This window comes from Cellulomonas denverensis, assembly GCF_012396125.1.
Lineage (GTDB): Bacteria > Actinomycetota > Actinomycetes > Actinomycetales > Cellulomonadaceae > Cellulomonas > Cellulomonas denverensis.
In genome coordinates, this window is sequence record NZ_JAAXOX010000007.1 from 62,006 (window position 1) to 87,233 (window position 25,228).

Annotated in this window: 28 protein-coding genes; 23 read left to right on the plus strand and 5 right to left on the minus strand. The window is 73.0% G+C overall.

Annotated elements, in window-relative coordinates:
* The first annotated feature begins 98 nt into the window (after positions 1 to 98).
* The 10 genes from secY (at position 99) to HGA03_RS13125 (ending at position 7,062) form a co-directional block, all read left to right on the plus strand.
* On the plus strand, positions 99 to 1,397 hold the full coding sequence (secY, locus tag HGA03_RS13080; protein ID WP_168630732.1) for a preprotein translocase subunit SecY: 1,299 nt from the start codon (positions 99 to 101) through the stop codon (positions 1,395 to 1,397).
* Complete coding sequence (locus HGA03_RS13085; protein WP_168630733.1) at positions 1,394 to 1,975, plus strand: adenylate kinase; 582 nt, start codon at positions 1,394 to 1,396, stop codon at positions 1,973 to 1,975. Before secY ends, HGA03_RS13085 begins: the two co-directional genes overlap by 4 nt.
* A complete protein-coding gene (gene map / locus HGA03_RS13090; protein WP_168630734.1) occupies positions 1,975 to 2,814 on the plus strand; it encodes a type I methionyl aminopeptidase in 840 nt (279 codons plus the stop codon). Before HGA03_RS13085 ends, map begins: the two co-directional genes overlap by 1 nt.
* A gap of 222 nt (positions 2,815 to 3,036) precedes the next feature.
* A complete protein-coding gene (infA, locus tag HGA03_RS13095; RefSeq protein ID WP_013770189.1) occupies positions 3,037 to 3,258 on the plus strand; it encodes a translation initiation factor IF-1 in 222 nt (73 codons plus the stop codon).
* Between the two features lie 67 nt (positions 3,259 to 3,325).
* Entirely contained in the window at positions 3,326 to 3,439 is a 114-nt protein-coding gene (gene rpmJ / locus HGA03_RS13100; protein ID WP_013117849.1) for a 50S ribosomal protein L36, read from the plus strand.
* A gap of 182 nt (positions 3,440 to 3,621) precedes the next feature.
* Entirely contained in the window at positions 3,622 to 4,002 is a 381-nt protein-coding gene (rpsM, locus tag HGA03_RS13105; protein ID WP_168630735.1) for a 30S ribosomal protein S13, read from the plus strand.
* Positions 4,003 to 4,088: 86 nt separating this feature from the next.
* Positions 4,089 to 4,490, plus strand: coding sequence for a 30S ribosomal protein S11 (gene rpsK / locus HGA03_RS13110; RefSeq protein WP_168630736.1), 402 nt, complete (start codon positions 4,089 to 4,091; stop codon positions 4,488 to 4,490).
* Between the two features lie 141 nt (positions 4,491 to 4,631).
* The gene (locus tag HGA03_RS13115; RefSeq protein WP_168630737.1) at positions 4,632 to 5,642 is read left to right on the plus strand and encodes a DNA-directed RNA polymerase subunit alpha; all 1,011 of its coding nucleotides are present in this window, start codon (positions 4,632 to 4,634) and stop codon (positions 5,640 to 5,642) included.
* 60 nt (positions 5,643 to 5,702) lie between these two features.
* A complete protein-coding gene (gene rplQ, locus HGA03_RS13120; RefSeq protein WP_168630738.1) occupies positions 5,703 to 6,242 on the plus strand; it encodes a 50S ribosomal protein L17 in 540 nt (179 codons plus the stop codon).
* An 85-nt stretch (positions 6,243 to 6,327) separates the two neighbouring features.
* The gene (locus tag HGA03_RS13125) at positions 6,328 to 7,062 is read left to right on the plus strand and encodes an alpha/beta fold hydrolase (protein ID WP_168630739.1); all 735 of its coding nucleotides are present in this window, start codon (positions 6,328 to 6,330) and stop codon (positions 7,060 to 7,062) included.
* On the opposite strand, the gene HGA03_RS13130 is transcribed toward HGA03_RS13125, so the two are convergent.
* Positions 7,022 to 7,792: an ROK family protein gene (locus tag HGA03_RS13130; protein WP_168630740.1), complete on the minus strand. Its 771-nt coding sequence runs from the start codon at positions 7,790 to 7,792 to the stop codon at positions 7,022 to 7,024. The genes HGA03_RS13125 and HGA03_RS13130 overlap by 41 nt on opposite strands.
* Positions 7,793 to 7,833: 41 nt before the next feature.
* Here HGA03_RS13130 and truA point away from each other — a divergent pair, with 41 nt between their 5' ends.
* Positions 7,834 to 8,754, plus strand: coding sequence for a tRNA pseudouridine(38-40) synthase TruA (gene truA / locus HGA03_RS13135; protein ID WP_239073719.1), 921 nt, complete (start codon positions 7,834 to 7,836; stop codon positions 8,752 to 8,754).
* A 33-nt stretch (positions 8,755 to 8,787) separates the two neighbouring features.
* Here truA and HGA03_RS13140 read toward each other — a convergent pair whose 3' ends face one another.
* Complete coding sequence (locus HGA03_RS13140) at positions 8,788 to 9,210, minus strand: DUF5709 domain-containing protein (protein WP_168630741.1); 423 nt, start codon at positions 9,208 to 9,210, stop codon at positions 8,788 to 8,790.
* Between the two features lie 89 nt (positions 9,211 to 9,299).
* Between HGA03_RS13140 and HGA03_RS13145 the strand changes: the two genes are divergently transcribed.
* The 7 genes from HGA03_RS13145 (at position 9,300) to HGA03_RS13175 (ending at position 16,016) form a co-directional block, all read left to right on the plus strand.
* Positions 9,300 to 10,991: an ABC-F family ATP-binding cassette domain-containing protein gene (locus tag HGA03_RS13145; protein WP_168630742.1), complete on the plus strand. Its 1,692-nt coding sequence runs from the start codon at positions 9,300 to 9,302 to the stop codon at positions 10,989 to 10,991.
* Between the two features lie 183 nt (positions 10,992 to 11,174).
* The gene (gene rplM / locus HGA03_RS13150) at positions 11,175 to 11,621 is read left to right on the plus strand and encodes a 50S ribosomal protein L13 (RefSeq protein WP_168630743.1); all 447 of its coding nucleotides are present in this window, start codon (positions 11,175 to 11,177) and stop codon (positions 11,619 to 11,621) included.
* Between the two features lie 38 nt (positions 11,622 to 11,659).
* Positions 11,660 to 12,145 carry a 30S ribosomal protein S9 gene (gene rpsI / locus HGA03_RS13155; RefSeq protein ID WP_168630744.1) on the plus strand — a complete coding sequence of 162 codons (486 nt, stop codon included), beginning with the start codon at positions 11,660 to 11,662 and terminating at the stop codon, positions 12,143 to 12,145.
* A 125-nt stretch (positions 12,146 to 12,270) separates the two neighbouring features.
* Positions 12,271 to 13,623, plus strand: a complete 1,353-nt coding sequence (gene glmM / locus HGA03_RS13160; RefSeq protein ID WP_168630745.1) for a phosphoglucosamine mutase — start codon at positions 12,271 to 12,273, stop codon at positions 13,621 to 13,623.
* Positions 13,620 to 14,321, plus strand: coding sequence for a peptide deformylase (locus tag HGA03_RS13165; protein WP_239073718.1), 702 nt, complete (start codon positions 13,620 to 13,622; stop codon positions 14,319 to 14,321). Before glmM ends, HGA03_RS13165 begins: the two co-directional genes overlap by 4 nt.
* A gap of 190 nt (positions 14,322 to 14,511) precedes the next feature.
* On the plus strand, positions 14,512 to 15,231 hold the full coding sequence (locus HGA03_RS13170) for a DedA family protein (protein WP_239073717.1): 720 nt from the start codon (positions 14,512 to 14,514) through the stop codon (positions 15,229 to 15,231).
* Positions 15,232 to 15,434: 203 nt separating this feature from the next.
* The gene (locus HGA03_RS13175; RefSeq protein WP_168630746.1) at positions 15,435 to 16,016 is read left to right on the plus strand and encodes a hypothetical protein; all 582 of its coding nucleotides are present in this window, start codon (positions 15,435 to 15,437) and stop codon (positions 16,014 to 16,016) included.
* A 3-nt stretch (positions 16,017 to 16,019) separates the two neighbouring features.
* Here the strand turns inward: HGA03_RS13175 and coaA are convergent, their stop codons facing one another.
* On the minus strand, positions 16,020 to 16,976 hold the full coding sequence (gene coaA / locus HGA03_RS13180) for a type I pantothenate kinase (protein WP_239073716.1): 957 nt from the start codon (positions 16,974 to 16,976) through the stop codon (positions 16,020 to 16,022).
* A gap of 83 nt (positions 16,977 to 17,059) precedes the next feature.
* On the opposite strand from coaA, the gene glmS reads away from it, so the two are divergent.
* Both glmS and HGA03_RS13190 read left to right on the plus strand, forming a co-directional pair.
* The gene (gene glmS, locus HGA03_RS13185; protein WP_168630748.1) at positions 17,060 to 18,913 is read left to right on the plus strand and encodes a glutamine--fructose-6-phosphate transaminase (isomerizing); all 1,854 of its coding nucleotides are present in this window, start codon (positions 17,060 to 17,062) and stop codon (positions 18,911 to 18,913) included.
* Positions 18,914 to 18,918: 5 nt separating this feature from the next.
* Complete coding sequence (locus tag HGA03_RS13190) at positions 18,919 to 19,272, plus strand: holo-ACP synthase (protein ID WP_168630749.1); 354 nt, start codon at positions 18,919 to 18,921, stop codon at positions 19,270 to 19,272.
* A gap of 79 nt (positions 19,273 to 19,351) precedes the next feature.
* Here HGA03_RS13190 and HGA03_RS13195 read toward each other — a convergent pair whose 3' ends face one another.
* Positions 19,352 to 20,263, minus strand: coding sequence for a hypothetical protein (locus HGA03_RS13195; RefSeq protein ID WP_168630750.1), 912 nt, complete (start codon positions 20,261 to 20,263; stop codon positions 19,352 to 19,354).
* 414 nt (positions 20,264 to 20,677) lie between these two features.
* Here HGA03_RS13195 and rsgA point away from each other — a divergent pair, with 414 nt between their 5' ends.
* The gene (gene rsgA / locus HGA03_RS13200; RefSeq protein WP_168630751.1) at positions 20,678 to 21,685 is read left to right on the plus strand and encodes a ribosome small subunit-dependent GTPase A; all 1,008 of its coding nucleotides are present in this window, start codon (positions 20,678 to 20,680) and stop codon (positions 21,683 to 21,685) included.
* Positions 21,686 to 21,751: 66 nt separating this feature from the next.
* On the opposite strand, the gene HGA03_RS13205 is transcribed toward rsgA, so the two are convergent.
* The gene (locus HGA03_RS13205; RefSeq protein WP_168630752.1) at positions 21,752 to 22,738 is read right to left on the minus strand and encodes an LLM class F420-dependent oxidoreductase; all 987 of its coding nucleotides are present in this window, start codon (positions 22,736 to 22,738) and stop codon (positions 21,752 to 21,754) included.
* Between the two features lie 112 nt (positions 22,739 to 22,850).
* Between HGA03_RS13205 and HGA03_RS13210 the strand changes: the two genes are divergently transcribed.
* Together HGA03_RS13210 and HGA03_RS13215 are read left to right on the plus strand one after the other, a co-directional pair.
* Positions 22,851 to 24,563, plus strand: coding sequence for a bifunctional ADP-dependent NAD(P)H-hydrate dehydratase/NAD(P)H-hydrate epimerase (locus HGA03_RS13210; protein ID WP_168630753.1), 1,713 nt, complete (start codon positions 22,851 to 22,853; stop codon positions 24,561 to 24,563).
* Positions 24,556 to 25,182 (plus strand): nucleoside/nucleotide kinase family protein, encoded by a 627-nt coding sequence (locus tag HGA03_RS13215; protein WP_168630754.1) that lies wholly within the window; start codon positions 24,556 to 24,558, stop codon positions 25,180 to 25,182. Before HGA03_RS13210 ends, HGA03_RS13215 begins: the two co-directional genes overlap by 8 nt.
* Positions 25,183 to 25,228 lie beyond the last annotated feature (46 nt).

The following is a 25,228-nucleotide window of genomic DNA, read 5'->3' on the forward strand; positions in this document are numbered from 1 at the left end:
CGGAACGGATCGACCAGCAGGCAGACCCCCGGCAGCACGCCGGCCCGGACCGGCTCCGCCGGACGACATCCCGCCCGTCGGCGGAAGCAGGAGGACAGGTGCTCAGCGCATTCGTGCGGGCCTTCAGGACCCCGGACCTGCGGCGCAAGCTGCTGTTCACGATCGCGATCATGGTCGTGTTCCGGATCGGCTCATTCCTGCCCACCCCTGGCGTCTCGTACTCCAACGTCCAGGTCTGCATCGAGCAGTCCGGGTCGGACAGCGGCGTCCTGGGGATCGTGAACCTGTTCAGCGGTGGGGCCCTGCTCCAGCTGTCGGTGTTCGCGCTCGGGATCATGCCGTACATCACCGCCAGCATCATCGTCCAGCTGCTGCGCGTGGTGATCCCGCGGTTCGAGGCCCTGCACAAGGAGGGCCAGTCCGGCACCGCGAAGCTGACCCAGTACACCCGGTACCTCACCATCGGCCTGGCGGTGCTGCAGTCCACCACCGTGATCATCACCGCGCGCAACGGCGGCCTGTTCACCGGCTGCTCGGTGGAGGTGATCCCGGACGGGTCGATCCAGACCACCGCGCTGATGATCCTCACCATGACCGCCGGTACCGGCCTGATCATGTGGCTGGGCGAGCTGATCACCGAGCGCGGTGTCGGCAACGGCATGTCCCTGCTGATCTTCACCTCGATCGCGGCGCAGTTCCCGAGCGCCATGTGGTCGATCGCCGGTGGCTCCGGCGGCCTGGGCGCCTTCGCGATCGTGCTGCTGATCATCATCCTGGTGATCGGCCTGGTCGTGTTCGTCGAGCAGTCCCAGCGCCGGGTGCCGGTGCAGTACGCCAAGCGGATGGTCGGGCGCCGGACCTACGGCGGGTCGAGCACCTACATCCCGATCAAGATCAACATGGCCGGTGTGATCCCGGTGATCTTCGCGTCCTCGCTGCTGCAGGTGCCGGCGCTGCTGGCCGGCTTCGGCGACCAGACCGCGGGCTGGAAGCAGTGGGTGGCGAACAACCTGGCCAACCAGGGCGCCCCGCTGCACATCGGCCTGTACGTGCTGCTGATCGTGTTCTTCTGCTACTTCTACACCGCCATCACGTTCAACCCGGACGAGGTCGCGGACAACATGAAGAAGTACGGCGGCTTCATCCCCGGCATCCGGGCCGGCAAGCCGACCGCCGAGTACCTCGACTACGTGATCACCCGGATCACCGCGCCGGGTTCGATCTACCTGGCCCTGGTCGCCCTGATCCCGACCATCGCGTTCATCGTGCTCGGCGTCGGGACCTCGATCCCGTTCGGCGGCTCGTCGATCCTGATCGTGGTCGGGGTCGGCCTGGAGACCGTCAAGCAGATCGAGTCCCAGCTCCAGCAGCGTCACTACGAAGGGTTCCTGCGATGAGTTCGCCCCGTCTGATCCTGCTCGGCGCCCCCGGTGCCGGGAAGGGCACCCAGGCTGCCCGGCTGGCCGAGCGCCTGGGGATCCCGGCGATCTCCACCGGCGACATCTTCCGCGCCAACATCAAGGGCGGCACGGACCTGGGCCGGGCAGCGCAGGAGTACACCTCCCGCGGCGAGCTGGTCCCGGACGAGATCACCGACTCGATGGTCCGCGACCGGCTGGCCGAGTCCGACGCCGCCGAGGGCTTCCTGCTGGACGGTTACCCGCGCAACACCGCGCAGGTGGCCGCGCTGGACGCCACCCTGACCGACGCGGGCACCGCGCTGGACCTGGCCGTCGAGCTCACCGTCGACCCCGAGGTCGTGGTGCCGCGGCTGCTCAAGCGTGCCGAGATCGAGGGCCGCGAGGACGACACCGAGGACGTCATCCGCCGCCGGCTGGACGTCTACGCCGCCGAGACCGCGCCGATCTCCGGGCTGTACGCCGCCCGGGGCCTGCTGGTGCAGGTCGACGGCCTGGGCGAGGTCGACGAGGTCACCGAGCGGCTGCTGGCCGCGATCTCGGCCCGGCTGGGCTGATGTCCTTCATCGGCCGCGAGAAGATCGAGCTCAAGACCCCGGACCAGATCCGCCTGATGCGGCGGGCCGGGCTGGTGGTGGCCGACGCACTGGCCGCCGCCCGTGCCGCGGCGGTGCCGGGTGCGACCACCGCCGATCTGGACGCGGCCGCCGCCGGGGTGATCGCCGCCGCCGGTGCCACCCCGTCCTTCCTGGGCTACTACGACTACCCGGCCACCATCTGCGCCTCGGTCAACGACGAGGTGGTGCACGGCATCCCGGGGGACCGGGTGCTGCAGCCCGGTGACCTGGTCTCGATCGACTGCGGCGCGATCGTCGAGGGCTGGCACGGCGACTCGGCGTTCTCCGTGGTGCTGGACCCGGCCGACCCGGCTTACCAGGCGCTGGTGGACGTGACCGAGCGGGCGATGTGGGACGCGATCGCCGCCCTGTGGTCCGGCGACGGGCTCGCCGACCGGCTGAACGTGGTCGGGGAGGCGGTGGAGGGCGCGGTGGACGCCAGCGGCGGCTCCTACGGCATCATCGAGGAGTACGTCGGGCACGGCATCGGCACCCAGATGCACCTGCCGCCGGACGTGCTCAACTACCGGGTCCGCGACCGACTGCCGAAGCTCAAGGCCGGAATGTGCCTGGCGATCGAGCCGATGATCACGGCGGGCACCATCGCGACCGAGACGCTGGCCGACGACTGGACCGTGATCACCGCGGACGGGTCCCGGGCCGCGCACTGGGAGCACACCGTGGCACTGTTCGAGGACGGCCTGTGGGTGCTGACCGCGGTGGACGGGGGAGCCGCGGAACTGACCGCCCGGGGCATCCCGGTGGCGGCGCTGGACTGAACCGTTCGCATTTCCCCGACGGTGGCCGATGGCGTATGCTCATCCGTTGGGTGTGCGCCCTCGCGCTGTCGCACGCTCGTCCGTGGGTTCGCCGTTCATCCGGCAGTGCCCGCGCGCGAGCTCGGCACGGTGGGGGACCGGGCACACGCACCGCATCTCGATCCAGCCGGGACACCGGCAGGGGTGCGGGTCGGAAGTGAAGCACAACAGTTAGCGGAGGACATGGCGAAGAAGGACGGTGTCATCGAGATCGAGGGCAGCGTGGTCGAGGCTCTGCCGAACGCGATGTTCCGCGTCGAGCTGACGAACGGTCACAAGGTTCTCGCCCACATCTCGGGCAAGATGCGCCAGCACTACATCCGGATCCTCCCCGAGGACCGGGTGGTGGTCGAGCTCAGCCCGTACGACCTGTCCCGCGGGCGCATCGTCTACCGCTACAAGTAAACCGACCGATCGAGCATCGCCGCTGGCCCGGCTGGGAAGTCGGGCTCCGGCGGCGGAGGAACAGGCCATGAAGGTCAAGCCCAGCGTCAAGAAGATCTGCGACAAGTGCAAGGTGATCCGCCGGCACGGTCGTGTCCAGGTGATCTGCGAGAACCTGCGCCACAAGCAGCGTCAGGGCTGATTCAGCCCGGACCCAGGTCCGATTGACCCCAGGTGACCCACGAGCGGTCACCGTCAGCGCATCGCCGCACCGCACCACCCCCCGGGTGGTCGGTGAACCCCCGGTCCGGAGGCCGGGGCCCGCAGCCGAGCGGGAGGACGATGGGGAAGACCTCCGGACGAAGTACAGGAGCCGTCAGGCACATGGCACGTCTTATCGGCGTCGACCTCCCCCGCGAGAAGCGGCTGGAGATCGCGCTCACCTACATCTACGGCGTGGGTCGCACCCGCGCCAAGGCCACGCTCGAGGCGACCGGGATCAGCCCGGACGTCCGCGTGAAGGACCTGGACGACGCCCAGCTGGTCGCACTGCGCGACTACCTGGAGGGCAACTACAAGCTCGAGGGTGACCTCCGCCGTGAGGTTGCCGCCGACATCCGCCGCAAGGTCGAGATCGGCTGCTACGAGGGTCTGCGTCACCGTCGCGGCCTCCCGGTGCGTGGTCAGCGCACCAAGACCAACGCTCGTACCCGCAAGGGCCCGAAGCGCACCGTCGCCGGCAAGAAGAAGGCCGGCCGCAAGTAAGCCGCCGGCGGCCCGCGTGCTGATCCAGCACCGCAGGGCCGGCAGCAGCACGCGACCCGTAGACCCGCAGCAGAGAGAACGAGCGAATGCCTCCCAAGACCCGTACCGGTGTGCGCAAGCCGCGCCGCAAGGAGAAGAAGAACATCTCCGTGGGCCAGGCCCACATCAAGAGCACCTTCAACAACACGATCGTCTCGATCACCGACCCGAGCGGTGCGGTGATCTCCTGGGCCTCCGGCGGCGACGTCGGCTTCAAGGGCTCCCGCAAGTCGACCCCCTACGCCGCCGGCATGGCGGCCGAGGCCGCTGCTCGCAAGGCGCAGGAGCACGGCATGAAGAAGGTCGACGTCTTCGTCAAGGGCCCGGGCTCCGGTCGTGAGACCGCGATCCGCTCCCTGACCGCCGCTGGTCTCGAGGTGGGCTCGATCCAGGACGTGACGCCGCAGGCGCACAACGGCTGCCGCCCCCCGAAGCGTCGCCGCGTCTGATCCCGTCGCCACCGGTGTCCCGGTCTCGTTCGCGAGGCCGGGACGCCTGTGGCTGGTCGCCCGGGTGGACCGAGACCCGCGCGGCCCTTTGCGTACCTGCGCTGCGTCATATGGCGGACGCACGCTGAGAGGAACACCGAAGTGCTCATCGCACAGCGCCCCACCCTGACCGAAGAGGTCATCTCGGAGAACCGGTCCCGGTTCTCCATCGAGCCGCTCGAGCCCGGCTTCGGCTACACGCTGGGCAACTCCCTGCGCCGGACGCTGCTGTCGTCCATCCCCGGCGCCGCCGTGACCAGCATCCGGATCGACGGTGTGCTGCACGAGTTCAGCACCGTCCCGGGGGTCAAGGAGGATGTCACCGAGATCATCCTCAACATCAAGAACCTGGTCGTCTCCTCGGAGAACGACGAGCCGGTCGTGATGTACCTGCGCAAGCAGGGCACCGGTGACGTGACCGCCGCCGACATCGTGCCGCCGGCCGGTGTCGAGGTGCACAACCCCGACCTGCACCTGGCGACGCTGAACGAGAAGGGCAAGCTCGAGATCGAGCTGACCGTCGAGCGCGGCCGTGGCTATGTGTCGGCCAACCAGAACAAGGCGATGGAAGCCGAGATCGGCCGGATCCCGGTCGACTCGATCTACTCGCCGGTGCTCAAGGTCACCTACAAGGTCGAGGCCACCCGTGTCGAGCAGCGCACCGACTTCGACAAGCTGATCGTCGACGTCGAGACCAAGGCCGCCATCTCGCCGCGGGACGCCCTGGCGTCGGCCGGCAAGACCCTGGTCGAGCTGTTCGGTCTGGCCCGGGAGCTGAACGTCGAGGCCGAGGGCATCGAGATCGGCCCGTCGCCGACCGACCAGGCCCTGGCCGCCGACCTGGCGCTGCCGATCGAGGACCTGCAGCTGACCATCCGGTCCTACAACTGCCTCAAGCGCGAGGGCATCCACACGGTGGGCGAGCTCGTGGCGCGTTCCGAGGCCGACCTGCTCGACATCCGCAACTTCGGTGCGAAGTCGATCACCGAGGTCAAGGAGAAGCTGGCCGAGCTGAACCTGTCCCTCAAGGACAGCCCGCTCGACTTCGACCCGACCGCCGCCGCGTACTACGACGGTGACGAGGGCGACTTCGCCGAGGACGAGCAGTACTGACGCCGGGGAGGCCGGCGACGGATGCCGGCCAGCCCATCATTGGAACCAAGGAGTAACGACATGCCTACGCCCACCAAGGGTCCCCGGCTCGGTGGCGGTCCGGCGCACGAGCGGCTGATCCTGGCCAACCTGGCCACTGCGCTGTTCGAGCACAAGCGGATCACCACCACCGAGACCAAGGCGAAGCGCCTTCGTCCGCTGGCCGAGCGCCTGATCACCTTCGCCAAGCGCGGTGACCTGCATGCCCGTCGCCGGGTGCTGACCGTCGTGCGCGACAAGTCCGTGGTGCACACCCTGTTCACCGAGATCGCCCCGGCGATGGCGGAGCGTCAGGGCGGCTACACCCGGATCACCAAGATCGGCCCCCGCAAGGGTGACAACGCGCCGATGGCCGTGATCGAGCTCGTGCTCGAGCCGGTCTCGCCGAAGCAGGCCGTGGTCCGCGAGGCCGCCAAGGCTGCCGAGAAGGCCGCGCCGAAGACCGAGGAGGCTCCGGTCGAGGAGACCACCGAGGCTCCGGCCGAGGACGCGACCGAGGCGACCGAGGCTCCGGCCGAGGAGACCGCCGAGGAGACCACGGACGAGGCCGACAAGGCCTGAGTCCGGCTGCTACGCACGAGGCCCGGTCCGCCCCCGCCACGGGGTGGGCCGGGCCTTGTCGTGTCCGCGGCGGTAGCGTCGGGGCATGGTGCCGGTGCTCTTCGTCCACGGTCTGCGGACCTCCCGGACCATGTGGCGGCACCAGCAGCAGGCGCTGGAGCGGTTCGGCTGCCGGACCCTGGCGGTGGACCTGCCCGGCCACGGCGAGCGGCGCGGCGAGCGGTTCACCCTGGACGGCGCGGTCAGGGCGGTGGCGGACGGGGTGGACGCCCTGGGCGGCCGGGCGCTGGTGGTCGGGTTGTCGCTCGGCGGGTACGTGGCGATCGCGCACGCGGCGCGGCATCCGGAGCAGGTGGCCGGGCTGGTCGCGGCGAGCTGCTGCACCCGGCCGCTGCGGCTGCTGGTGGACGGCTGGGCGGTGCTGGCCCGGGGGATCGCCCGGCTGCCGGACGGCGGGGCCGGGCTGAACCAGCGCTCGGTGGATGCGGTGCTGTCGCGGCAGGCGGCACAGGACGTCGCGGCGGGCGGCTTCGCGCTGGACGTGATGGACGACGTGCTGCGCGCGATGCGGGCCGCGGACCCGGTGGGCGACCTGAGCCGGGTCACCGCGCCGGTGTGGCTGGTGAACGGCCGCTACGACCACTTCCGCGGCGAGGAGCGCCGGTTCCTGGCGGCCTGCCGGGACGGCCGGCTGGTGATCGTGCCGCGGGCCACCCACCTGGTCAGCCTGAGCGCCCCGGTCGCCTTCACCCGGGTTCTGCTGGACGTGCTGGCCGAGGTCAGTCGGTGCTCAGCGCCCAGGCCCGCACCCCACCGGTGATCCCGGCCTGGTTGGGCACGATCACCACGTCGTCGCCGAGCCGGGCCAGGCTGGTCGCGGTGATCGCCCGGGAGTTGCCGCCGCCCAGGTAGAGCCGGTCCCAGCGGAACACCGGTCGCAGGCCGTCGATCATCCGGCGCACCCGGCGGGACCACATCGCGTCGCCGAGCCGGGCGCGCTGGATCTGGCCGATGTACTCGTCGTAGGTGGTGCCGCGGTGGATCGGGGCGTGCGACCACTCCAGGTGCGGGGCCAGCCGGCCGCCGTCGAACAGTGCCGAGCCGAGACCGGTGCCCAGGGTCAGCACCAGCTCGACGCCCGAGCCGGAGACCACCCCGGCGCCGTGCACCTCGGCGTCGTTCAGCACCAGTGCCGGGACGCCCAGCCGCCGCTCGAACGCCGCCCGGATGTCGCAACCGGCCCAGGCGTCCACCAGCTCCGGCTCGACCCGGGTGTGCGGCCCGGAGCGGGTCACGTAGTGCGGGGTGGCGACCACCACGCCGTGCCGGATCATCCCGGGCATGCCGACCGTGACCCGGTCGGCGGGCGGCAGTTGCCCGGCGATGTCGGCGATGGTGTCCACCAGGCGCTCCGGCGGGAGCGGGTAGGGCGTCGGCACCCGGACCGCCGGGGCGTGCAGCGTGCCGGAGGCGTCCAGCACGGAGGCCTTGATCCCGCCACCGCCGCAGTCGACGGCCAGGGTGTACGGACTGGGCGAGGCGGTGGGCACCGGTCAACGGTAGAGCAGCGGGAGGGTCGTAGGCTCATCGGGTGCCCGAGCTGCCCCCCGCCACCCCCGTGCGTGTCCGGATCGATCTGGCCTACGACGGCACCGACTTCGCCGGGTGGGCCCGCCAGCCCGGGCTGCGCACCGTGCAGGGGGCGGTGGAGGACGGTCTGGCACTGGTGCTGCGCTCGGAGCACCGCGGGCATGCCGCCCCCCGGGTGACCGTGGCCGGCCGGACCGATGCCGGGGTGCACGCCCGCGGCCAGGTGCTGCACGTGGACATCCCCGCCGAGGTCTGGGCCGAGCTGCCCGGGCGCTCCGACCGCGACCCGGCCACCGCGCTGCGCACCCGGCTGACCGGGGTGCTGCCGCCGGATGTGGTGATCCGCCGGGCGCAGGTCGCCGCCGACGGCTTCGACGCCCGGTTCTCCGCGCTGGCCCGGCGGTACGTGTACCGGATCTGCGACGACCCGGAGCTGCGCGACCCGCTGCGCCGGGCACACGTGGTCTGGCACCGCCGCCCGCTCGACGTCGCGGCGATGCACACCGGCGCGCAGCGGGTGCTCGGCCGGCACGACTTCGCCGCGTTCTGCAAGCCGCGGGAGGGTGCCACCACCATCCGCACCCTGGACGAGCTGAGCTGGACCCGGGCCTCCGGCGGGCCGGATGCCGGCCTGGTGGTCGCCACCGTGCGGGCGGACGCGTTCTGCCACTCGATGGTGCGGGCCCTGGTCGGGGCCAGCCTGGCGGTGGGGGAGCACCGGCGGGGGATCGACTGGCCGGCCGAGCTGCTGGTCGGTGGCCGCCGGGACCCGGGCTCCGCGGTCGCCCCGCCGCACGGCCTCACGCTGGAGGAGGTGCTCTACCCGCCGGACGCGGAGCTGGCCGCCCGGGCGGTGCGGACCCGGGCACCCCGGTCCGCCGATGACGTGGAACGGCCGCCGCTGCCCCGCCCCGGCGACTGATCGGGGCGGAACAGCGGCGGCCGGGTCAGGGGGTCAGAACTCCTGGTCCTCGTCGATGACGTGCACCGCGGCCTCCTCGGCGGAGGCGGCACCACCGTCCACCCCGGCATCCACGGCGAACTGGTCGTTGCCACCGGCCTCGACCGCATCGTCGTCCTCGGCCAGGCGCCCGGCCCGGTCGGGCTGGCGGGCCGGATCCACCGGCGGGTCGGCGTCCCAGATCTCGGGCTCCTCCTCGGCCACCCGCTGGTCCAGGGTCTCGCCCCGGGACTCCTCCCAGGGGGTCTCGCCCCAGTGGCTGACCGCGGGGCGCGGCCGCTCCGGCGGGGAGTAGCCCTCGTCGAGCAGGTCGGCCACGCCGCGCTCGACCAGCGTGTCCTCCTCGGGCAGCTGGTTCGCGTCGCCCTCGGCGCCGGTGGCGGGATCGGTGCTGGTGGCAGGGGTGTCCTCGGTCATGGGACCACGGTCGCACCGCCCGGGTCCGGTCGCCAGCGGAGGGCAAATGACCTGGCTCACCGCGGGGGTCCGGGGGCATCCTGACCGGCATGGGCCACCTCGATGTCAACGGAGTCGGGTACGTGCTGCCCGACGGCCGGCCGCTGCTGAACGAGGTGCACCTGCGCGTCGGTGAGGGCAGCCGGATCGCGCTGATCGGGCCGAACGGCGCCGGCAAGTCCACCCTGCTGCGGATCATCACCGGCGAGCTGACCCCGCACGGCGGCACGGTCACCGGCTCCGGCGGGCTGGGCGTGATGCGCCAGGACGTGGGCCGGATCGCCGACGACCGTTCGGTGCGCGACCTGCTGGCCGAGCTCACCCCGGGCGCGGTGGGCGCGGCGGCGCGGGAACTGTCCGCGGCCGAGCTGGCGATGATGGAGTCCGACGACGAGCCGGCCCAGATGCGTTACGCCCAGGCGCTCGCCGACTGGGCGGACGTCGGCGGCTACGAGGTCGAGGCCGACTGGGACCGGGTCACCGACGCAGTGCTGTCCATCCCGTTCGAGCGGGCCCAGCACCGCGGGGTCCGCACGCTGTCCGGCGGGGAGCAGAAGCGGCTGGTGCTGGAGGCGCTGCTGCGCGGCCCGCAAGAGGTGCTGCTGCTGGACGAGCCGGACAACGCCCTGGACGTGCCGACCAAGCGCTGGCTGGAACGGCGCCTGATCGACTCGGACAAGACCGTCCTGCTGGTCAGCCACGACCGCGAGCTGCTCAGCCGGGTGCCGACCGCGATCGCCACCCTGGAACCGCGGCCGGCCGGCGCCGGGATCTGGATCCACGGGGGTGGCTTCGGCGGCTACGCCCAGGCCCGCGCGGACCGGATGGCCCGCCAGGAGGAACTGCTCCGCCGCTGGGAGGAGGAGCGCGCCCAGCTCAAGGCGCTGGTGCAGATGTACAAGCAGAAGGCCGCCTACAACTCCGACATGGCCAGCCGCTACCAGTCCGCTCAGACCCGGCTGCGCAGGTTCGAGGAGGCCGGGCCGCCGGAGCAGTTGGCCGCCGAGCAGCACGTGCGGGTCCGGTTGCAGGGCGGCCGCACCGCCAAGCGCGCCGTGATCGCGGAACGCCTGGAATTGACCGGGCTGATGCAGCCCTTCGATCTGGAGATCTGGTTCGGCGAGCGGGTGGCGGTGCTCGGGTCGAACGGCTCGGGCAAGTCGCACTTCCTGCGGCTGCTGGCCGCCGGTGGCACCGACCCGGAACCGGAGCAGCGACCGGTGGATGCGCTGCCGATCGAACCGGTGCGGCACACCGGCCTGGCCCGGCTCGGCTCACGGGTGCTGCCGGGGTTCTTCGCGCAGAACCGCCAGCACGCCCAGGACGCCGAGTTCGCCGACCGGACGCTGCTGGAGATCCTGCACGCCGGTGACGGCCGCCGGAAGGGGATGGGCCGCGAGCCGGCCAGCCGCGCGCTGGACCGCTATGAGCTGGTCGGGTCGGCCGAGCAGCGGTACGGCACGCTGTCCGGTGGGCAGCAGGCGCGGTTCCACATCCTGCTGCTCGAACTCGGCGGAGCGACCCTGCTGCTGCTGGACGAGCCGACCGACAACCTGGACCTGCACTCGGCCGAGGCGCTGGAGGCCGGGCTGGCCGCCTTCGAGGGCACCGTGGTCGCGGTGACCCACGACCGGTGGTTCGCCCGGGGCTTCGACCGGTTCCTGGTGTTCGGCGAGGACGGCGCCGTGGTGGAGACCCCGGAGCCGGTCTGGGACCAGGGCCGGGTGGTGAGAGCCAGGTGACTTTGACCGTCCCAGGGCGGGGCGGCTACCCTGGTGAGTCGTTGTGCGTTCACCCGTCGAGCACCGGTGCGATCCCACTCGCCCGCTCCCGGCACTGACGTGCGGCAACACATTCATCGGCTGGACCCGGCTTCTACGGGCTGCCGTGGACACAGTCAGATAGAAGAGACGAAGGCTACGACCGTGCGCACGTACACCCCGAAGCCCGGCGACGTCCAGCGGAACTGGTATGTCATCGACGCGACCGATGTTGTCCTGGGCCGCCTGGCCACCCACGTGGCGACTCTGCTGCGCGGCAAGCACAAGGCGACTTTCGCCCCCCACGTGGACGGCGGTGACTTCGTCATCGTCATCAACGCGGAGAAGGTCGCCCTGACCGGCAACAAGCGTGAGACCAAGCTCGCCTACCGCCACTCCGGTTACCCGGGTGGTCTGCGGGCGACCCCGTACTCCGAGCTGCTCGAGAAGCACCCGGAGCGCGCGATCGAGAAGGCTGTCCGGGGCATGCTCCCGAAGAGCTCGCTCGCTCGCCAGCAGCTGTCGAAGCTGAAGGTCTACGCAGGCGCCGAGCACCCGCACGCCGCCCAGCAGCCCCAGCCCTTCGAGATCACCCAGGTCGCGCAGGGCTGACGCCCGCGACGCCAGAACACAGGACGCGAGGAATACCAGTGGCCGAGACCACGGTCGACTTTGACCTTGAGGGCGAGACCCCCAGCAGCTACACCTCCGAGACCGCCGCTCCCGCCGGTCGTGGCCAGAGCCTGACGGCTCCGGGCCAGGCCCTGGGCCGCCGCAAGGAGGCGATCGCCCGCGTGCGCCTGGTGCCCGGCACCGGCCAGTGGAAGATCAACGGGCGCACGCTCGAGGAGTACTTCCCGAACAAGGTGCACCAGCAGCTCGTCAACTCCCCGCTGAAGCTGGTGGAGGTCGAGGGCCGCTTCGACGTCATCGCCCGCATCTCGGGTGGCGGCGTCTCCGGCCAGGCCGGTGCGCTGCGTCTGGGCATCTCCCGGGCGCTGAACGAGATCGACGCCGAGAGCAACCGCCCGGCGCTGAAGAAGGCCGGTTTCCTGACCCGCGACGCCCGCGTCGTGGAGCGCAAGAAGGCCGGTCTCAAGAAGGCCCGCAAGGCCCCGCAGTACTCCAAGCGCTGATCCCAGCGCACGCGGCCGATGGCCCCGAGGGTCCGACCCTCGGGGCCATCGGCCGTTTCGGTGCCGCCAGGTCTGCGGCAGGATCGAACCGCGTCAACGACGGCGTGTGGAAGGAAGGGTCCGCGATGGGACGACTGTTCGGCACCGACGGGGTGCGTGGCCTGGCCAACCGGGACGTCACGGCGGAGGTGGCACTCGACCTGTCGGTGGCCGCCGCGCACGTGCTCGGCACCCGGGGCGAGTTCGCCGGTCACCGGCCGCGCGCCGTCGTCGGCCGCGACCCCCGCGCCTCCGGCGAGTTCCTGTCCGCCGCGGTGGCCGCCGGACTGGCCTCCGCCGGTGTCGACGTGATCAACGTGGGCGTGCTGCCCACCCCCGCGGTCGCGCACCTGACCGGCGCGCTGGACGTCGACCTGGGCGTCGTGCTGTCCGCCTCGCACAACCCGATGCCGGACAACGGGATCAAGTTCCTGGCCCGCGGCGGTCTCAAGCTGGACGACGACCTGGAGCTGGCGATCGAGGCCCGGCTGCGCGAGGACTGGAAGCGACCGGTCGGCGCCGACGTCGGCCGGATCCGCACCGACACCGGCCAGGCCGGGGAGCAGTACATCGAGCACCTGGTGAAGACCATCGGCGGCACCTCGCTCAGCGGGCTGCGGATCGCGGTGGACTGCGCGAACGGCGCCGCCTCCGAGGTCGGTCCCGCGGCGCTGCGCGAGGCCGGCGCCGACGTGGTCGTGATCAACGCCTCCCCGGACGGCCGCAACATCAACGAGGCCTGCGGGTCGACCCACCCCGAGCAGCTGCAGGCGGCCGTGGTCGCCTCCGGCGCCGACCTGGGCGTGGCCTTCGACGGGGACGCCGACCGCTGCCTGGCGGTGGACCACAGCGGCGTGCTGGTCGACGGCGACCAGATCATGGGCGTGCTGGCCCTGGCGCTGCGCGAGCGGGGCGCCCTGGCGCAGGACACCCTGGTGGTCACCGTGATGAGCAACCTCGGCCTGCGGCTCGCGATGCAGGCAGCCGGGGTGCGCACCGTCGAGACCGCGGTCGGCGACCGGTACGTGCTGGAGGAGATGCGGGCGCACGCCTACTCCCTGGGTGGTGAGCAGTCCGGCCACGTGATCATGGCCGACCACGCCACCACCGGCGACGGCACGCTGACCGCCCTGCACCTGGCGGCCCGGGTCGCCGAGACCGGCCAGAAGCTGTCCGAGCTGGCCGGGGTGGTGCGCCGGCTGCCGCAGACCCTGATCAACGTGCCCGGGGTCGCCAAGGACCGCGCCGACTCCGACGAGCCGCTGCTGGCCGCCGTCGCCGCCGCGGAGACCGAGCTGGGCCAGACCGGCCGGGTGCTGCTGCGCCCCTCCGGCACCGAGCCGCTGGTCCGGGTGATGGTCGAGGCCGCCACCCAGGACGACGCCGACCGGGTCGCCGGTGGGCTGGCCGACGTGGTCAAGGACCGGCTGGCGCTGTGACCGGCTGGCCCGCCGCCCCCGGCGCCGAGCACGCCCGGCAGGCCACCTGGCCGGACGAGCTGGTCCGTGAGCAGGTCGCCGCCGTGCTCGCCACCGCCGCCGCGGACCCGAGCGGGATCGTGCCGATCGTCCAGGCCGGTCACCCGGCGCTGCGGATGCGCGCGGTGCCGCTGACCGGTCAGCTCGACGCCGCCACCCTGGCCGAGCTGGTCGCGGTGATGCGCCGCACCATGCACGCCGCACCCGGGGTGGGGCTGGCCGCGCCGCAGATCGGGTTGCCGATCGCGCTGGCCGTGGTCGCCGACCCCGGCGGCGGCGATCCGGAGGTGGAGCAGATCCGCGAGCGGCCCGAGCTGCCGTTCCGGGTGCTGGTGAACCCGCGCTACGACCTGGTGCCCGGCGAGGAGCCGGAGCCGGTCGCGTTCTACGAGGGCTGTCTGAGCGTCGAGGGCTACCAGGCCGTGGTGCCCCGGCTGCGCCGGCTGCGGCTGGTCTGCACCGACGAGCACGGCGCGGCGGTGGACGAGGTACTGCAGGGCTGGCCGGCCCGGATCGTCCAGCACGAGACCGATCACCTGAACGGCGTGCTCTACCTGGACCGGGCGCTGACCCGGTCGCTGTCCACCGTCGAGGAGTACGGCGGTCACTGGGCGAGTCAGCCGCGACCCGAGGAAGCCGCCCGGGTCCTCGGCTTCTGAGCGTCATCCCCGAGGGGGAGAGCACGGTCGTGGGATGTCCTTCGCCCGACCGATGCCGGTGTCGGAACCCCGAGGCACGATAGGGGGAACACCGGGGAGATGTGGGGGCTTTCCCCCATGCCGACCCAGCCGCCCCGCCACCTACCGTTCCAAGCGGTAGCGGGACGACGACTCGGGAGGCGAAGGACAGGTGCTCCAGGACTGGATCGCGGCGATCGAGGGGTGGATCCCCGCGATGGCCGGGTCGCCGTGGGCCTATCCCGCGCTGGCCTTGTTCGCCATGATCGACGGCTTCTTCCCGCCGATCCCGTCGGAGTCGGTGGTGATCGCCCTCGCCTCGCTCTCGGTCGCCCACGGTGAACCCCACCTGCTGCTGATCGGCCTCGCGGCGGCGGTCGGCGCCTGGAGCGGTGACCAGATCGCCTACGTCATCGGCTCCAAGGTGGATGTGCACCGGCTCCGGTTCTTCCGCAGCGAGCGCGGGGCCAAGACGCTGGCCTGGGCGGAGCACGCCCTGGCGCACCGCGGCTCGTCGTTCATCCTGGCGGCCCGGTACATCCCGATCGGCCGGGTCGCGGTCAACATGACCGCCGGTGCGCTCGGCTACCCGCGGCGGCGGTTCATGGGCCTGACCGCGCTGGCCGGCGTGACCTGGGCGGTCTACGGCACCTTGATCGGCGTGGGTGCCGGGGTCTGGCTGGCGGACCACCCGCTGATCGCCGTGGTGGCGGGCGTCGTGGTCGGCACCGTGGTCGGTCTGGCGATCGACTGGGTGCTGCGCCGGTTCACCCGGATCGGGCACACCCCGCCCTCGTCGGCCCCGGCCCCGGCCATCGCGCCGATCCCGGGACCGCCGGTGGTCGCCGCCGGTGCACTGCCGCCCGAGGAGGGCTGCGCACCCCTGCGCTGACCCCGGCACGCCGGTGACCTGGCTCACCCGCCCGGTCACGGCCGGACAACGATCACCGGGTGCCGCGTCACGATCCGGCATCGCCGGGCCGGTTCACCCGAACGGCTGCCTACCCTCGTCCGGGGCCACAGCGCTGTCGCCCCGTCACGTCCCGCCGGGCCGTGGCGAACAGGTGACGGCGGAGGGCGATCGACGTGCGACGGGTGTGGGCGGCAGTGGTGGTGGCGGCCTCGGCCGTGCTCGCCGCGGGCTGTGCCGTCCAGGCCACGCCGACCGTCACCGCGGTGCCCAGTGCGGTCCCGTCCACCGCCCGGGCGATCACCGGCCCCGACTGCCTCGCCCCGCAGGTGTTGGCCGATCTCGGCTTCGACCCCGGCGACCGCGGCTCCGGCTCCGTGCACGCCGACGCCCCGGCGGCCGGTCCGGTGCCGGAGGGCTTCGCGCCGGTGCTGGTGGTCGAGTGCAGCACCGGTGAGCTGCTGACCGACGAGGACGGCCAGTGGGAGGCGGTCACCGCCACCCGCCGCGAGGGTGATCTGGAACCCCTGGTCGAGGCACTGTCCGGCGACCGGACCGCCGCGCCCGGGACCGGGTGCGCCCCGGAGGTGCAGCAGACCGAGCTGTGGCTGGTCGACTCGATGGGCGATGCCGTCCGGGCCGCGGTGCCCGGGTCGGTCTGCGGCCGGCTGCCCTCCCGGGTACGGGCGGAGCTGGACCGGTTGGACGCGGTGGACGTCGAGGCCTACCCGGTCCGGCTGGCCGTGCCACGCAGCGACGGCAGCTGAGCCCTACAGCTTGCGCAGCCGGACCCGGCGCACCGCATGGTCGCGGCCCTTGGTCAGCACCAGGGTGGCCCGGCTCCGGGTCGGCAGGATGTTCTGCACCAGGTTGGGCGCGTTGATCGCGTCCCAGATGCTCTCCGCCTTGGCCACCGCCTCCGCGTCGCTCAGGCTGGCGTACCGGTGGAAGTACGACTCCGGCCGGCTGAACGCGGTCGAGCGCAGCGACAGGAACCGGTCGACGTACCACTGCCGGGCGTCCTCGGTCTTGGCGTCCACGTAGATCGAGAAATCGAAGAAGTCGCTGACCGCCAGGTTGCTGGTGCTGCCCGGCGCGGCCGGACGGGCCGGCTGCAACACGTTCAGGCCCTCCACGATCAGCACGTCCGGGCGGCGGACGACCACCTCGGCGCCCGGCACGATGTCGTAGGTCAGGTGGTCGTACACCGGCGCCCGGACCTCCGCGTGCCCGGCCTTCACCTGCGCGACGAACTGCAGCAGCTTGCGCCGGTCGTAGGACTCCGGGAAGCCCTTGCGTTCCATCAACCCGCGGCGCTGCAGCTCGGCATTCGGGTACAGGAAACCGTCGGTGGTCATCAGCGACACGTTCGGGGTGGCCGGCCAGCGGGCGATCAGCTCGCGCAGCAGCCGCGCGGTGGTCGACTTGCCGACCGCCACCGACCCGGCGACACCGATCACGTACGGGGTGCGGGGGGTGTCCTCGCGCAGGAAGGTCGACGACGCCGCGTGCAGCCGCCGGGTGGCGGTGATGTACAGGTCCAGCAGCCGGGACAGCGGCCGGTAGATCGCGTCCACCTCGGCCAGGTCGATCGGGTCGCCGAGTCCGCGCAGCCGCGTGACGTCGTCGTCACCCAGCGGCAAGGGGGTCGAGGCCGACAACCTGACCCAGGCCTCCCGGTCCAGGTCGACGAACGGGGAGGAGCTGACGGCAGCGTCGGATCGCACCGGACGATTCTGCCTGATCGGCGAGGGTGGCGCGGGCCACAGCGCGTCCAGCGGGACCACCCCCAACGTCTAGACTCGCGGCCATGTGTGGAATCGTCGGGTACGTCGGGGCGCATCGGCCGGATGGCCAGCCGCTGGAGGTCGCGCTCGAGGGCCTGCGCCGGCTGGAGTACCGCGGGTACGACTCCGCGGGGGTCGCCCTGGTCACCGCCGACGGCCTGGCCACCGCCAAGAAGGCCGGCAAGCTGGCGAACCTGGTCGAGGAGCTCGACGCTCACCCGCTGCCGCCGGCCACCGCCGCGATCGGGCACACCCGGTGGGCCACCCACGGCGGTCCCACCGACGTCAACGCGCACCCGCACGTGGCCGGCAAGGTCGCGGTGATCCACAACGGCATCATCGAGAACTTCGCCCCGCTGAAGGAGGCGCTGCTCGCCGAGGGCGCCCAGCTGCTGTCCGAGACCGACACCGAGGTGGTCGCCCACCTGCTGGCCGCGGCCTACGACGAGGTCGGCGACCTGGCCGAGGCGATGCGGACCGTGGTGCGCCGGCTGCACGGCACCTTCACCCTGCTCGCGGTGCACGCCGACCACCCGGACACCGTGGTCGGCGCCCGGCACGACAGCCCGCTGGTGGTCGGGCTCGGCGACGGCGCGAACTTCATGGGCTCGGACGTCGCCGCGTTCATCGCCCGCACCGACCGGGCACTGGAGCTGGCGCAGGACCAGGTCGTCACCATCACCCCGGACGCCGTGGTCGTGACCGACTTCGACGGGAACGCGGCCGAGGGCCGGGAGTACACCGTGGACTGGGACGCGGCCGCCGCGGAGAAGGGCGGCTTCCGCTCCTTCATGGACAAGGAGATCGCCGACCAGCCCCAGGCGGTCGCCGACACCCTGCTCGGCCGGACCGACATCGCCGGGAAGCTGATCCTGGACGACCTGCGGATCGACGAGTCCGTGCTGCGCTCGGTGGACAAGATCATCGTGATCGCCTGCGGCACCGCCGCCTACGCCGGACACGTGGCCAAGTACGCCATCGAGCACTGGTGCCGGATCCCGGTCGAGGTCGAGCTGGCGCACGAGTTCCGCTACCGCGACCCGATCGTCAACGCCCGCACCCTGGTGGTTGCCATCTCCCAGTCCGGCGAGACCATGGACACCCTGATGGCGATCCGGCACGCCCGGGAGCAGGGCGCCAAGGTGCTGGCGATCTGCAACACCCACGGGTCGACCATCCCGCGCGAGTCCGACGCCGTGCTCTACACCCACGCCGGGCCCGAGGTCGCCGTCGCCTCCACCAAGGCGTTCCTGGCCCAGATCACCGCCGCGTACCTGCTCGGCCTGTACCTGGCGCAGCTGCGCGGCAACAAGTTCTCCGACGAGATCGGCGAGATCCTGGCCGACCTGCGCGAGATGCCCGGCAAGATCCAGCAGGTGCTGGACCGCTCCGACCGGGTGCGCGAGATCGCCCGCTGGATGGCCGACACCTCCTCGGTGCTGTTCCTCGGCCGGCACGTCGGCTTCCCGGTGGCGATGGAGGGCGCGCTCAAGCTCAAGGAGCTGGCCTACATCCACGCCGAGGGCTTCGCCGCCGGCGAGCTCAAGCACGGCCCGATCGCGCTGATCGAGCCCGGGCAGCCGGTGTTCGTCATCGTGCCGTCCCCGCGTGGGCGCGACTCGCTGCACTCCAAGGTGGTCTCCAACATCCAGGAGATCCGGGCCCGTGGCGCCCGCACCCTGGTGATCGCCGAGGAGGGCGACGACGCGGTCCGGGCGTTCGCCGACGAGGTGTTCTACGTCCCGCAGTCGCCGACCCTGCTCGCGCCGCTGCTGGCCGTGGTGCCGCTGCAGATCTTCGCCTGCGAGCTGGCCACCGCCCGCGGGCTGGACGTCGACCAGCCGCGCAACCTGGCCAAGTCGGTCACGGTCGAGTAGGCCCGATGATCGTCGGGGTCGGCATCGACGTGGTGGACGTGGCCCGGTTCATCGCGACCGTGGAGCGGGTGCCCGCGCTGCGGACCAAGCTGTTCACCCCGGACGAGCGCGATCTGCCCGACGCCTCGCTGGCCGCCCGGTTCGCCGCCAAGGAGGCGATCGCCAAGGCGCTCGGTGCCCCGGCCGGCATGCGCTGGCAGGATGCGACCGTCCGCCGGGTGGTCGGCCGGCAGCCGGTGGTCGAGATCACCGGCACCGTGGCCGCCCGCGCCGCCGAGCTGGGCGTGGACCGGTTCCACCTGTCCCTGTCGCACGATGCCGGCATCGCCAGCGCGATGTGCGTCGCCGAGCGCGACTGACCCCGCGCCGCGGGCTGCCCGCCCGCATGCGCCCCTCGCGCCTCTGTCGCCGAGAGTGCACGAATGCAGGTCTCAGCGGTCAGGAGGCGTGCATTCGTGCACTCTCGGCGAGGGCGGTGTGGATTGCGTGCAGAGCTGAGCGGGGGAGCTGGAGATCGTCGGCGGTGCAGGTGATGACGCGCCAGCCGAGGGTCTCGAGGTCGCGGCGGCGGGTGATGTCCCGGCGCCAGGTCGTCCGGTCGGTGCGGTGCACGTCCCCGTCGTACTCGATCGCGAGCCGAGCCTCGGGATAGGAGAGGTCCGGCCGGGCGACCGGGTTCCCGAGGCGGTCCAGCACGCATCGGTTCACCTCCGGGTCGGGCAGACCCGCCGCGCGCAGCAGCAGACGCAGGCGGCTCTCCATGCACGAGTCGGTGCCGGGCCGCAGCAGCGACAGTCCTTCCCGCAGCCGTCGCGACCCCCGGGTGCCCGGGGCGAGCTGGTCGACGGTCTGGTGCAGCCGGGCGAGCGTGCTGATCGGGTGCTGTCGCCGCAGCAGGGCGTCCCCGGCGACGACCAGCTCCGCGACGTCCAGTCGGGCACCGAACTGCGTCCACGCGGTCTCCGCGGTGACGACCGGCAGCCGGTACAGGATCACCGTGGCCGGCGGCGCGCCGGTGCGGTGCCCGGCCACACCGGCCCGGCGCGGTGGCATGAACAGGCCCGGGACCAGCACGTGCAGCGCGTCCGGGCTGGGCAGACCGCGCGGTGGATCGGCATCCCACAGCTGCCAGGCAGTGGCATGGCTGAACACGCTGCCGGCCGGGAGCACGGGGAGCAGGTCGAGGCACCGGCCCACCACGTCGGTCGCCGGGCGAGGGCTGCGCGCGCCGTGCCAGGGCGCCGGGACCCGGGCGAGCCGGGAACGCGACACCCCGGCCAGCCGCGCCTCGGCAAGCGTGAACGGGCGGGCGGCGAGATCCGGCGGCAGCGACCGGGCTGAGACAGGCACCCCCGCAGCGTCGACCACCCCGCACCCCCGACGCCACCACCCCACCCCTCCCTGGGGACGACCGCCACCCCGCGCACTCCGTGCACAACTGACCGCTCCGGGTCGCGCCCCGCCGAGAGTGCACGAATGCACGCCTCCCAGGCCCGGAAGCCTGCATTCGTGCACTCTCGGCGCGCTGTGCGCTGTGCGCGGGAGGGGTCGTGCGCGGGGAAGGGCTGTGCGCGGGGAGGCGGTCGTGCGCGGAGGGCGCGGCGCGGTCAGGTGGGGGCGCGCGCCGGGGCGGGCGCGGCTGGGCAGGTGGGGGCCGGGCGCTGGGCGGGCGCTCGGGCGGGCGGCCGGAGAAATCGGTGGCGCGGGGCCGGGCGCGGGGAGGACCGTGGATCCCGGAATCAGGAACCGGGAAGGGTCAGGACGATGCGGGCATGGGGCTGGGACGACGGGTGGGAGGCCGCCTGGGCGGACTCCGGCGCGGGCGACGCCGGCCGGGTGCCCGGGCGGGTGGTCCGGGTGGACCGCGGATCGGTCGAGGTGGTCACGGCGACCGGCGACCGGCGGGTGCGGGTGGACGGCGCGGCGGTCGGGGACTGGGTCGCAGTGGCCAACGACGGCCGCGGGGATGTGCTGGAGCGGCGGACGGTGCTGGCCCGGGCGAGTGCGGGCCGGGACTCCGGCGAGCAGCTGCTGGCGGCCAATGTCGACCTGATCGGCGTGGTCGAGCCGTTGCGGCCCACCGCGAACCCCCGCCGGGTGGAACGTCTGCTCACGTTGGCCTGGGCCGGTGGGGCGCCGCCGGCGGTGGTGCTGACCAAGGCCGATCTGGCCGAGCCGGGCGCCGGCGATCCGGTGCGGTCGGTGGCGGTGGGCGCCGAGGTGGTCGAGGTGTCGACGGTGACCGGGCAGGGCATCGACGAGGTGCGCGAGCTGGTGCGCGGGCGGACGTTCGCGCTGGTCGGGCCGTCGGGGGCGGGTAAGTCCAGCCTGGTGAACGCGCTGGCCGGCGAACAGCTGGTCGAGACCGGCGAGGTCCGCGGTGACGGCCGGGGGCGGCACACCACCACGGCAGGGACGCTGATCGCGCTGCCGGGGATCGGCTGGCTGGTGGACACCCCGGGGCTGCGGACGGTCGGGATGACCGGCGCGGAGGACGGGCTGGACCGGGCGTTCGCGGACATCGCCGAGCTGGCGGAGGAGTGCCGGTTCGCGGACTGCGCGCACCACAGCGAGCCGGGCTGTGCGGTGCTGGCCGCGGTGGACGACGGGTCGCTGGACCCGGCCCGGCTGGACAGCTACCGGCGCCTGGAGCGGGAGATCGCCTCGCAGGCCCGCCGCCGGGAGAGCAAGGACCGCTCGGCCGAGCGCCGGGACGGTCGTGCGCACGCCCGCGGTGTGCGCGAGGTGATGGCGGCCAAGAACCGCCGCTGACCGCCTGCTGACACGGGACCGCCCCGCGACCCGGGTGCCGGGGCGCGGGGCGGTCGGGTGCTGTGCTCAGCGCAGGGCCGGGGCGACCTCGCGCTCGAACAGCTCGATGCTGCTGCGGTCGTAGGCGGCGTCCGCGAAGTAGCAGATCGCGTAGGTCATGCCCAGGGCGCGCAGCTCGGTCAGCTTCTCGGCGATCTGCTCCGGGGTGCCGACCAGCGGACCGTTGCGGAACCCTTCCGCCTCGGCGGCCGCCTTCTCCGGGATGGTCAGGGAGTAGTGCTCCTCGATCCAGGCGATCTTGTCGTCGACCTCGGACTTGGTGGCGCCGATCACCACGTTGTAGTTGGCCGAGCGGGTGATCTCGTCGTAGTTGCGGCCGATCGCGGTGCAGTGCTCCTGCAGTACCTGCGACTTGTGTGCGAAGCCGGCCGGGCTGCCGTCGAAGTTGGTGTACTGCGCGTGCTCGGCGGCGATCCGGAGGGTCTTCTTCTCTCCGCCGCCGGCGATCCACAGCGGCGGCCCGTCCACCTGCAGCGGCAGCGGCGACAGCTGGGCGCCGTCCACCTGGTAGTGCGTGCCGTCCAGGGTCGCCACGCCGTTGGTCCACATCTGCTTCATGATCTGGACGCCCTCGTCCAGGGCGGCCAGCCGGGCACCCGCGGTCGGGAAGCCGTAGCCGTAGGCCCGCCACTCGTGCTCGTACCAGCCGGCGCCGATGCCCATCTGCACCCGGCCGCCGCTGATCACGTCGGCAGTGGTGGCGACCTTCGCCAGGTACGCCGGGTTGCGGTAGGCCATGCAGGTACACATCTGGCCGAGCTTGACCCGGCTGGTGGTGGCCGCGTAGGCGTTCATCAGGCTCCACGCCTCATGGGTGGCCTCACCGTTGGGCTCGGGCACCGCGTGGAAGTGGTCGTAGACCCAGATCGAGTCCCAGACGTCGCCTGTGTCGGCGTGCTGGGCGAGGCCGTTCATGACGGACCAGTGCTCGGCCGGCGCGATGCCGGTGAGGTCCTGCCGCCAACCCTGGGGGATGAAGAGTCCGAAGCGCATGAGCTGAACCTAGCGCCGCCCGGGCCGGCACGGAGGACCTGAGTAGTGTCCGCACGGACCGATCACGCCGAACGGCCGGGCAACCGGGCCGCCGGTCGGACAGGATGGGCACATGATCCACGGGTACACCGCCGCCCAGATCCGCGCCGCCGAACAGCCGCTGCTCGCCGCGGGCCGGCCGCTGATGCAGCACGCCGCGTTCGCGCTCGCCGGGGTGGTGGCGGGCGAGCTGGCCGGCCGCCGGGGGGCGGTGGCCGGGTCGACGGCGGTGCTGCTGGTCGGGTCGGGGAACAATGGCGGCGACACGCTGCACGCCGGGGCGCTGCTGGCCACGCGCGGCGTGCGGGTGCTCGCGCTGTGCACCACGGACCGGCCACATGCCGAGGGGCTGGCGGCCCTGACACGCGCGGGCGGCCGGGCGGTGCTGGTCGTGGACGGGCTGGACCTGGACCCGGACCCGGCGGCGACGGGCGCGGACCGCGGGGCCGGGGGTGCGCCCGGCGGGGCGAGGGATGCGGCCCTGGACACGGACGCCGCCACCGAGGGCGCAGACCTCGACCCGGACACCGCCGCCCGGGGCGCAGGCCGGCACGATGCCCACCCCGCCCCCCTGCCCCGCCTGTGGGCCGGCGACGCCGCCGCCGAGGCCGCCACCGCCGACGTGCTGCTGGACGGCCTGCTCGGCATCGGGGGCCGGGGCGCGCCGCGCGGGGTCGCCGGGGTGCTGACCACCGTGCTGGCGCAGACGCTCGCCGACGGCGGGGACGGTCCGCTGGTGGTGGCGGTGGACGTGCCGAGCGGGATCGGGGTGGACGACGGTGCGCTGCCGACCGACGGGACCGTGCTGCCCGCGGACCTGACCGTGACGTTCGGTGGGGTGAAGGCCGGGCTGCTGCTGCCGCCGGCCAGCGGCCTGGCGGGCACGGTGCGACCGGTGGAGCTCGGGCTCGGGCTGGACGCCGGGGCCGCGGCGGTGATCCGGCTGGAACCGGCGGATGTGGCGGCGTTGTGGCCGGTGCCGGGGCCGGGGGATCACAAGTACACCCGCGGGGTGCTGGGTGTGGTCGCGGGGACCGCCACCTACCCGGGTGCCGCGGTGCTGACCGTGCAGGCGGCCGCCCGGGCGGGGGTCGGGATGATCCGGTACCAGGGACCGGACCGGGTGGTGGACGCGGTGCTGGCGGCCCGGCCGGAGGTGGTGCACGGCCCGGGCCGGGTGCAGGCCTGGCTGCTGGGCCCCGGGGTCGATCCGGCCGACCGGGACCAGGCGGACCGGGTCCGGGCGGCGCTGGCCAGGGCGCTCGCGGCGGGGGAGCCCGCGGTGCTGGACGCCGGGGTGCTGGCGCTGCTGCCGGACCGGGTGGCGCCCTGGTGTGTGCTGACGCCGCACGCCGGGGAACTGGCCACCCTGCTGTCCGGTCGCGGGGCGCATGTGGACCGGGCGGCGGTGGAGAGCGAACCGGTGCGCTGGGCCCGCCGGGCGCAGGAGCTGACCGGTGGCACCGTCCTGCTCAAGGGCTCGACCACGGTGATCGCCGGACCGCAGGGGGTGTGTTACGCCCAGGCCGACGCCCCGGGCTGGCTGGCCACCGCCGGTGCGGGCGACGTGCTGTCCGGGCTGTTGGGGGCGCTGCTGGCCGGGCGGGCGGAGGAGGTGGTCGCCGACCCGTCCAGTGCGGCGGCGCTCGCGGCGGTGGCGGCGCTGGTGCACGGCCGGGCCGCGGACCGGGCGAATCCGGGCGGCCCGGTGACCGCGGGGGCGGTGGCGGAGGCGATCGCGGCGACCGTCGCCGGACTGCTGACCGAGGAGGACGAGGATGCCTGAGCCGACCGTGCTGGACGCCACGCTGCTGGACCGGGTGCGGTCCTGGATCGACACCGGCGGGCGGCACCTGCTCGGCCTGGCGGGTGCGCCGGGCGCCGGGAAGTCCACCCTGTCCGCCGCACTGCTGACGGCGTTCCCCGGGCAGTGCGTGGTGGTGCCGATGGACGGCTTCCACCTGGCGCAGTCGGAGCTGGAGCGGCTGGGCCGGGCGGCGCGCAAGGGGGCGCCGGACACCTTCGACACAGCGGGGTACGTGGCACTGCTGCGCCGGCTGCGGGCGGCGGAGGAGACGGTGTACGCCCCGGAGTACCGCCGGGATCTGCACAACGCGGTGGCCGGGGCGATCCCGGTCCCGCCGGAGGTGCCGGTGGTGATCACCGAGGGCAACTACCTGCTGCTGGACGACCACGGCTTCGGGCCGGTGCACGGGCTGCTGGACGAGTGCTGGTTCGTCGAGCTGGACGAGCGGGTGCGGCTGGACCGGCTGGAACGACGGCACGTGGCGACCGGGAAGTCCCCGGTGGCGGCGCACGAGTGGACCCGGGGTCCGGACCAGCGGAACGCGGAGCTGGTGGCGGCCACCGCGGCCCGGGCGGACCGGCGGGTGCGGGTGGCGTGAGCCACTCGGTGCCCGGTCACCGGCCGCGCGGTGCGAAACTGTCCCG

Coding starts and splice junctions, on each gene's coding strand:
- HGA03_RS13085 (WP_168630733.1), top strand. CDS start 1,394: ATGAGTTCGCCCCGTCTGATCCTGCTCGGCGCCCCCGGTGCCGGGAAG.
- map (WP_168630734.1), top strand. CDS start 1,975: ATGTCCTTCATCGGCCGCGAGAAGATCGAGCTCAAGACCCCGGACCAG.
- infA (WP_013770189.1), top strand. CDS start 3,037: ATGGCGAAGAAGGACGGTGTCATCGAGATCGAGGGCAGCGTGGTCGAG.
- rpmJ (WP_013117849.1), top strand. CDS start 3,326: ATGAAGGTCAAGCCCAGCGTCAAGAAGATCTGCGACAAGTGCAAGGTG.
- rpsM (WP_168630735.1), top strand. CDS start 3,622: ATGGCACGTCTTATCGGCGTCGACCTCCCCCGCGAGAAGCGGCTGGAG.
- rpsK (WP_168630736.1), top strand. CDS start 4,089: ATGCCTCCCAAGACCCGTACCGGTGTGCGCAAGCCGCGCCGCAAGGAG.
- rplQ (WP_168630738.1), top strand. CDS start 5,703: ATGCCTACGCCCACCAAGGGTCCCCGGCTCGGTGGCGGTCCGGCGCAC.
- HGA03_RS13125 (WP_168630739.1), top strand. CDS start 6,328: ATGGTGCCGGTGCTCTTCGTCCACGGTCTGCGGACCTCCCGGACCATG.
- HGA03_RS13140 (WP_168630741.1), bottom strand. CDS start 9,210: ATGACCGAGGACACCCCTGCCACCAGCACCGATCCCGCCACCGGCGCC.
- HGA03_RS13145 (WP_168630742.1), top strand. CDS start 9,300: ATGGGCCACCTCGATGTCAACGGAGTCGGGTACGTGCTGCCCGACGGC.
- glmM (WP_168630745.1), top strand. CDS start 12,271: ATGGGACGACTGTTCGGCACCGACGGGGTGCGTGGCCTGGCCAACCGG.
- glmS (WP_168630748.1), top strand. CDS start 17,060: ATGTGTGGAATCGTCGGGTACGTCGGGGCGCATCGGCCGGATGGCCAG.
- HGA03_RS13190 (WP_168630749.1), top strand. CDS start 18,919: ATGATCGTCGGGGTCGGCATCGACGTGGTGGACGTGGCCCGGTTCATC.
- rsgA (WP_168630751.1), top strand. CDS start 20,678: ATGCGGGCATGGGGCTGGGACGACGGGTGGGAGGCCGCCTGGGCGGAC.
- HGA03_RS13205 (WP_168630752.1), bottom strand. CDS start 22,738: ATGCGCTTCGGACTCTTCATCCCCCAGGGTTGGCGGCAGGACCTCACC.
- HGA03_RS13210 (WP_168630753.1), top strand. CDS start 22,851: ATGATCCACGGGTACACCGCCGCCCAGATCCGCGCCGCCGAACAGCCG.
- HGA03_RS13215 (WP_168630754.1), top strand. CDS start 24,556: ATGCCTGAGCCGACCGTGCTGGACGCCACGCTGCTGGACCGGGTGCGG.